The sequence below is a fragment of the Skermanella sp. genome (assembly GCF_059503625.1).
In genome coordinates this window covers 1-7,890 of record NZ_JCACHA010000883.1, presented here as the reverse complement: position 1 = coordinate 7,890, position 7,890 = coordinate 1, and the positions used below count along the sequence as shown (strand labels likewise).

At 63.2% G+C, this 7,890-nt stretch carries 6 protein-coding genes; 5 read left to right on the top strand and 1 reads right to left on the bottom strand.

The window, feature by feature from the left end; genetic code table 11:
* Nucleotides 1-1,557: type I secretion system permease/ATPase (locus AC5JJ6_RS32175; RefSeq protein WP_496045957.1), on the bottom strand; the 1,557-nt coding region annotated here is incomplete at its 3' end.
* 546 nt (nucleotides 1,558-2,103) lie between these two features.
* On the opposite strand from AC5JJ6_RS32175, the gene galE reads away from it, so the two are divergent.
* The 5 genes from galE to AC5JJ6_RS32150 all read left to right on the top strand — a co-directional run bounded on the left by galE (nucleotide 2,104) and on the right by AC5JJ6_RS32150 (nucleotide 7,831).
* On the top strand, nucleotides 2,104-3,129 hold the full coding sequence (galE, locus tag AC5JJ6_RS32170; RefSeq protein WP_496045956.1) for a UDP-glucose 4-epimerase GalE: 1,026 nt from the start codon (nucleotides 2,104-2,106) through the stop codon (nucleotides 3,127-3,129).
* Between the two features lie 207 nt (nucleotides 3,130-3,336).
* Entirely contained in the window at nucleotides 3,337-4,032 is a 696-nt protein-coding gene (locus AC5JJ6_RS32165) for a MarR family transcriptional regulator (protein ID WP_496045955.1), read from the top strand.
* Between the two features lie 69 nt (nucleotides 4,033-4,101).
* Nucleotides 4,102-5,304, top strand: a complete 1,203-nt coding sequence (locus tag AC5JJ6_RS32160) for a DUF2336 domain-containing protein (protein WP_496045954.1) — start codon at nucleotides 4,102-4,104, stop codon at nucleotides 5,302-5,304.
* Nucleotides 5,305-5,426: 122 nt separating this feature from the next.
* A complete protein-coding gene (locus tag AC5JJ6_RS32155) occupies nucleotides 5,427-6,116 on the top strand; it encodes a gamma-glutamylcyclotransferase (RefSeq protein WP_496045953.1) in 690 nt (229 codons plus the stop codon).
* Between the two features lie 119 nt (nucleotides 6,117-6,235).
* On the top strand, nucleotides 6,236-7,831 hold the full coding sequence (locus AC5JJ6_RS32150; RefSeq protein ID WP_496045952.1) for a GMC oxidoreductase: 1,596 nt from the start codon (nucleotides 6,236-6,238) through the stop codon (nucleotides 7,829-7,831).
* Nucleotides 7,832-7,890: the final 59 nt, after the last annotated feature.

Genomic DNA, 7,890 nt, shown 5'->3' with positions numbered 1-7,890 from the left:
CTTCAGCACCAGCAGCTTGTCCACCGCCGCCACCACCGACGGCCGATGGGCGATCAGGACGACGGTCGTCCCGGCGGCCTTGGCCTTGCCGATGGCGGTCAGCAGCGCCTGTTCGCCCGTGTTGTCCAGGTTGGAGTTGGGCTCGTCCAGCACCAGAAGGCGCGGATTGCCGAACAACGCCCTGGCAAGGCCGATGCGCTGGCGCTGGCCGCCGCTGAGGCTGTAGGCGGTATCCCCGACATGGGTGTCGTAGCCGAACGGCAGGCGTCCGATCATCTCGTGGACATCGGCCATCTTGGCGGCATGGACGACATCGGCGGGGCTGGCGTCCTTCATGCGGGAGATGTTTTCCCGGATCGTGCCGTCGAGCAGGGAGACGTTCTGCGGCAGGTAGCCGACATTGACGCCGAAGCTCTCGCGCTCCCACAGGAAGGTGCTGTGGCCGTCGAGATAGATGCCGCCGGCGGTCGGTTCCCAGATGCCGACCAGCAGGCGGGCCAGCGTCGATTTTCCGGCGGCGGAGGGGCCGATGATGCCGAGGGTCTCACCGGGTTCCAGCGAAAAGGAGATGCCCTTGAGGACGGGACGGTCGACGCCGGGCGGCAGATAGACGAGGCGGTCGATCGTCAGCCGGCCGTCGGGCCGGGGCAGGGGCATGCTCTGGCGGCGGCTTTGCGCCGTGTTGAGGAGGTCGCGGACGCGCCGGAAAGCCGACAGGGCGAACACCCATTGCCGCCAGCCGTCGATCAGCTGCTCGAAAGGCTGGAGCATGCGGCCCATCAGGATGCCGGCCGCCATCGCGCTGCCGGGGGAGGCTTCGCGGTCGATCACCAGCACGGCCGCCGTCGAGATCATGGCGATCTGGAGGATCAGCCGGAGCGCACGCGATGCGGCGCTCAGCGCCTTGGCGGCATTGTTTCCCCGGTTGAGCAGGTCGATCATGTGGTACTGGCTGCGTTGCCAGCGCTTGGCGACCGCCGGCAGCATGCCCATCGCCTCGATCACTTCCGCATTGCGGACGGTGGAGGCGATGTCGCTGAAGGAGCGGGCGGCGGCTTCGTTGGCCTGGGCCAGCGGGCGGCGCGTCAGCACGTCGGTCAGAACGCTCATCAGGAACAGGAAGGCGGCGGCGCCCAGCGCCAGCCAGCCGTAGACCGTGTGCAGCAGGAACAGCACGATCAGGAACAGGGGCACCCACATCAGTTCCAGCGGCACCGTGATGGCGCTGCCAGTGACGAACGACCGGAGGTCGTTCAGGTCGCGGATGGCCTGCGTCGAATTCTTCGAGGTGCCGTGCAGGGTGTCGATGACGGCGGCTTCGAGGGTCGGAACGTTGAGCCGGCGGCCGATGACGTCGCCCATGATGAGGAAGACGCGCGTCCGGATGAAGTCGAGCACGGCATAGAGCATCAGTCCGCCGACCGCGACGATGGCCAGCATGATCAGCGTATCGGTGCTGCGGCTGGTCATGACGCGGTCGTAGACCTGCATCGTGTAGAGCGGCACGATCAACATGAGCAAGTTCACGAAACAGCTCAGCACTGCGGTAAAAACCATGCCCCTGCTGAGATGCCGCAGCGTGCTGCGGAAGAGTGCGTGGTCGGTCATGATAGGGAACAAGCTCCGGAACGTGCCGTGATTGTCCCTAAATATTGAGGCTATTCGTTAAACGGCGGTTAATCCGTGTGCACTTGCAAAATTGGATTAGGGTATCGGGAAAATCGATTGAGGTAATTGTTCGAATTTCACAGCATAATGCTTTCATAAAAAGCGACAAACCTGTGACATCGCTGTCGGCAAGTGTCGGAAACGGCCTCCTTGAACCGCTTGGAAATGCCACGGTTTTCGAAACAGTTCTTGTGCAGTTTGAAAGCAAGTCAAACCCGGTTTTCATGCAATAAATCGCTCTATACCCGGTTATCGTATTTAAGCCAATTAACTGATGAGTAATAATCGATCTGTAATTCTGATGCTCAACGGAGACCGGAACCAACCGGCTCCAGAGTTTCCCGCATCATGACACGCCGAAACCACCGCGGAGCCGCGGCCACCTCCCGTTGGGTGTTTCTGGATTTTTCCGGGCGTGTCTATCAGGAGCTTTACATGCCTCATCAAAAAACAGTCCTGGTCACCGGCGGCGCCGGCTTCGTCGGCAGCCACTGCGTCGCCGAGTTGATCGCACGCCAGTACAATGTGGTCGTGTTCGACAATCTCCAGCAGGGGCATCGCGCCGCCGTGCCGGCCGAGGCGGAGTTCGTGGAAGGCGACCTTGCCAGTCATGCGGCGCTCGCCCGCCTGTTCAGCGCCTTCCGGTTCGACGCCATCCTGCACTTCGCATCCAACTCTCTGGTCGGCGAGTCGATGCGCAATCCGCACCTCTACCTCTACGACAACGTCGTCAATGCGCTGAACCTGGTGCAGGCGGCGACCGACAACGGCGTGGCCAAGTTCGTCCTTTCGTCAACGGCCAACCTGTTCGGCATGCCTGACCGGATGCCGATCGACGAGAACACCGAGATCGATCCCGGCAGCCCGTACGGCGAGTCCAAGTTCATGATCGAGCGGATCCTGCACTGGGCGGACAAGGTTCACGGCATGCGCTCCGCCTGCCTGCGGTATTTCAACGCAGCCGGCGCCCATCCCGACGGCCATCTGGGGGAGGACCACGATCCGGAAACGCATCTGATCCCGCTGGTTCTCGATGTCGCGGCGGGGAAACGCTCGCATATCGAGATCTTCGGGGAGGATTATCCGACCCACGACGGAACCTGCATCCGCGACTACATCCATGTTTCCGATCTGGCGGACGCTCATGTCAGGGTGCTCGCCATGCTGGATCACAAGAGCTGCCGCTACAACCTTGGCAATGGGCGGGGCTACACCGTGCGGGAGGTCATCGAGACGGCGGCAAGGGTCACCGGACGGGACATCGCGGTCAAGACGGGACCCCGCCGCCCAGGAGATCCGCCGGTTCTGATCGCATCGAGCGAGCGAGTACGCAAGGACCTGGGGTGGGAACCGCGTTTCCCCGACCTGGAGACGATCATCCGCCATGCCTGGGACTGGCGTTGCCGCAATCCCGAAGGTTATGCCAGTCATATGACGCGTGAACTGGTCGGCGCTTCCTAGAACGGTAGGTATGCGGGCATTTACCGTTCTTTTACAACTCTCAGCAATGGTAAGTATCGAAAGTATGAGCGGTTAACTTTGTCGGGGATGGGAAAAGAGTGAGCGGGAGCGTCGCATTAAAAAATGTATCCAATACCGCGATATCGTCCCGCTCGATTTGCCGCCGGCTGGAAGTCGCCGGGAACTTCCGGCGGCATTAGACTGCGAGTGAAGCTTTATTGCCTCGACGAGGAATACATCGTGCCCAACAACGGACTTGCCTTGAAGCACGGCGGACAGCCGGCTCAGCCGGGAAAGGTAACCCATGACGTCCCATCGATCCCAGACCGCATCGATTATCCACTGCGCGGCACGGGGGAGGGCGGTATGACCGGCCTTTCCCGAATGGAACCAGATATTGCCGACCATGGTGACGATTCCAGGCCGGGCCGCGCCTCCGGCACGGCGATCTATCACGACATCGCCCGCATCGTGGAACGGATGCACCGCCGTTTCCTCGATGTGGTCCGGGTAGAGTTGGGGCGTGTCGGGATCGACGACATCAGCCCCGTCCAGGTGCTGATGCTGATGAACATAGGCACCGAGGAGTTGTCGGTGCGCGACCTGATGGAACGCGGCTACTATCTCGGCTCCAACGCTTCGTACAACCTGAAGCAGTTGGTGGAGACCGGCTACGTCGATCGCGCACCGTCCCTGCGGGACCGCCGCTCCGCACGGCTTCGCCTGTCGGAGAAGGGCATGAGCCTGTGCGGCGAGTTGCGGCGGCTGGAAGCGACCCAGGCGGATGCGCTGATCCGCACCGATGACGACGGCGGCGATTTCGATGTCACCTACCGCACCTTGCGCAAGCTCGAGCGGGCCTGGAGCGACATCATCCGCTACGACGGCCGGGAATTCGACTGACCGCGGGTCGACAGGCTACCGGCCGAACGACTGCCGGCCGACCGAGCGTCTGGCTAGGGATGAAATGAGATGACCGCCACCGCCACCTCCAGCGCGTTGAGCCATTCCGACGTTCATCGTCTGCTGTCGGACCACTCGGCCGACGCGCGGATCGAGACTCTGACGAAGCTGGTTTCCAGCCTGGAAGGCGACACGCTGGCTGGGCCGGAAAGGGAGATCGCCACCGACATCCTCCATCGCTTCGCCGCCGACGCCGAGGCGGCCGTAAGGGAGGCCGTCGCGTGGCAGCTCCACAACAGCGCGCTGCTGACCGACGCCTTGGCGACCAAGCTGGCGCGGGATATCGGCAGGGTCGCGTTCCCGGTGCTGCGCAACACGAAGCGGCTGAGCGACGAGTTCCTGTTGCAGGTGATCGCGGAGCGCGACGCCGAGAAGCATATGGCGATCGCCAGCCGCTGGAACGTCTCGCCCCGGCTTGCCGACGCCATCGTCGAAACGGCCAACATCAAGGTGATCGCCTGCCTGCTGGGCAATGGCGGCGCTCGGATCGCCGACCCGACCCTGCACAAGGCGCTCGACCGCTACGGTCACCTGAGCGTGGTCAACAAGCCGATGGCCGAGCGCGAGAGCCTCTCGTTGCCGGTGGTCGAGAAGCTTGTCGCCTATGTCTCGGAAGACATCCGCAGCAATCTGGTCGAACGGCACCACCTGTCGCCCGTCCTGGTCGCGGAACTGCTGAAGCGCGGGCGGGAAGCCGCCACCATGCTTCTGCTCAAGCCGCTCGCCGGCAATCTGGACGAGCTGGAAGCGGTGGTCCGGCATCTCGACCGTGACGCGCGCCTGACACCCTCGCTGATGCTGCGGGCACTCTGCGCCGGCGATGTCGAACTGTTCACGACGGGGCTGGCGGTCCGGGCGAAGGTCGCGACGGAGAATGCCCGCCTGCTGATCTGGGACGACGGTCCGCTCGGGCTTCGGGCGATCTTCGAGAAGGCGCGTTTCCCGATCGCCCTGCTGCCGCCGTTCCGGGTCGCGATCGATGTCGTCAAGGAAACCGGTTACGACGGCGGCGCCGGCGGCACCGGGGACGGACGCCACGACTACCAGGTCATGGCGCTGGCGCGTGTTTTCGAGGAATGCGGCGCCATCGAGGATCGGCTGGTGGACGACCTGCTGCTTCAGCTGTTCGATCAGAAATCGGACGAGGTGATCGACGCGGCCATGACGCAGGCGGGCATGCCGTTCCACCCGATTCGCGCCGTCCACCGATAGACGCTGTACCGCAGGCGCGAAAAACGCGATCTTATGGGGGCGGTCAGGCCATGGCAGGTGTTCATGGCCACCCGCAATCCTCATATGCGGTTATTACCGCCAGCGAACACAGACCAAGGTTCATGCCGTACCAGGACTGCGACAGACATACCCCCCTGACCCGTGAAGAACTGCTCGACCACGACCGCCGCCGGATGATGCTGGAGGCGTATCCCTGGATGAAGGTGTGGAGCGACGAACAACTCGACCACTCGCTGGCCCAGACGATGCGCAAGCATCCGGAAGGGGACGACGTTTGGGTTTTCGCCTATGGCAGCCTGATCTGGAACCCGACCTTCGCCTTTGCGGAACGCCGCGTCGCCCATATCCGGGGGTATCACCGGAGGTTCTGCCTGCGCGCCGACATGGGGCGGGGCACGCTTGAATGTCCAGGCCTGTTCCTGGGCCTCGACCGGGGCGGGCAGTGCGCCGGCGTCATCTTCCGCATCCCCGCCGAACAGGCCAGCCATGAGCTGACGCTGCTGTGGCGGCGCGAGATGCTGACCGGCGCCTATATTCCGCGCTGGCTGAAAACCAGGACCGAGAGCGGGACGGTGCCCGCCATCGCGATGACGATCAACCGGAACTATTCGCGCTATGTCGGAGACTGGGACGAAGACCGGATGATCCAGGCGATCGCCACTGCCGAAGGACGTTTCGGCCGCTGCTCCGACTATCTGTTCAACACCCTCGAGCATTTGAACGAAATGGGTCTGCGCGACAGCATGCTGGAGCGGACGGCCGCAGGGGTACGCCAATTTCTTGACAGATAGCGTCGCGTGTTTGCCACACCCCCGAAAGAGGGGTGGACATACAGGCGGCTCAACGACTTATCTGATCTCATGCACCCGACTGGGCATTCCCGCAAAACGGTATCTGGTTAAGTCCCTAAATGATCACAGACGCGCGCAACCTGCCCGACGGGGCGGTGGTCGAGGCAGATATCTGCATTGTCGGCGCCGGTGCTGCCGGAATCACTCTTGCGATGGAGCTTCTCGGGCATGGTTTCCGCGTTGCTTTGCTGGAAAGCGGTGGGCTCGATTTCGAGGACGATATCCAGTCGCTGAACAGCGGAGACTGCGTCAGCGAGCACAAGGTCGACCTGACATGGACCCGTCTGCGCTATTTCGGCGGCACGACCGGCCATTGGGGCGGCAACTGCGCGCCGCTGGATGCGCACGACTTCCAGGAACGTTCCTGGGTACCGGACAGCGGCTGGCCGTTCGGCAAGGAGGAGCTGGCGGATTTCTATCCGCGGGCGCACCGGTATTGCGAGTTGCCGTCGGACAACTACGAGCCCGGCTACTGGGCGGAGGTATCCGATCAGTTCCATGCCAGTCGCATTCCGGTCAGCGGCGATCAGATAGGCGAAAAGATTTTTCTGAAGAGTCCGCCGACCCGGTTCGGCGATACCTACCGCGCAGCGCTCGCCAGCCCCGGCAACCAGTGCACGGTCTATCTGCATGCAAACGTCGTGGAAATCGAAACCGACGGTGATGCGACGCATGTCGAAGCGCTGCTGACACGCGACCTGGACGGCAGGAGCCGCCGGTTCAAGGCAAAGAAGTTCATCCTCGCCAGCGGGATCGAGAACGCCCGGCTGCTGCTGCTGTCGGACAGGCTGCGTCCCAACGGGCTCGGCAACGACCATGACATGGTCGGACGCTACTTCATGGCCCATACGACGATCCGGACGGGCCGCGCCCTGCTGTCGGTGCCGAAGGGAACGGCCCGGTTCTACGGGCTGGACAGCTGGGCGTCGCGCTTCGAGACGGGAGGCGCTCCCTTCGTCAACGCGCTTCAGCCATCGTGGGAGGCACAGCAGCGCGAAGAGATGCTGAACAGCGTCGTCTTCTTCGACGAGACCTACGAGGGGGAACATGCCCCCGGCTTCGTGGCACTGAGACATATCGTCAAGCAGGTCATCCAGGGCCGGGTGCCCGACAATCTACCGACCGAACTAGGAAAGGTCTTCGGAGATCTCGACTCGGTCGCCAAGGCGCTTTATGCGCGGGCGACCGGCAACAGCAGTCACCGCGTCCTTGAACTGCGCTACTTCGCCGAGCAGGCGCCCAACCGCAACAGCAGGGTCGCGCTGGGCGGGGACCGCGATGCGCTGGGGCAGCGGAAGATGGTTTTGGACTGGCAGCTTCAGGATATCGACAAGCACACCATCCTGCGTACCCAGCAGCTGATCGCCAGGGAGTTCGGGAGGCTGGGAGCCGGCCGGCTTCAGGTGGACTTCGAGAATGAAACCGATCCATGGCCGGCAGGCATCGATTCGTCGGCCCATTTCATGGGGACGACACGGATGCACGGCGACCCCAGGCATGGCGTGGTCGACGAGAACTGCCGGGTCCACGGCGTCGCCAACCTTTATGTTGCCGGCGGCTCGGTGTTCCCGACTGCCGGTGCTACGATGGTCACGATGAACATCGTAGCACTCGCGGTCCGGCTGGCCGATCACCTGATCGCCAAGCCCGCTTAATCCGAAATCGGGTATGTGACGACATCGACGGCGGCGCCGGCCACCGTCGCCGCCGCCGA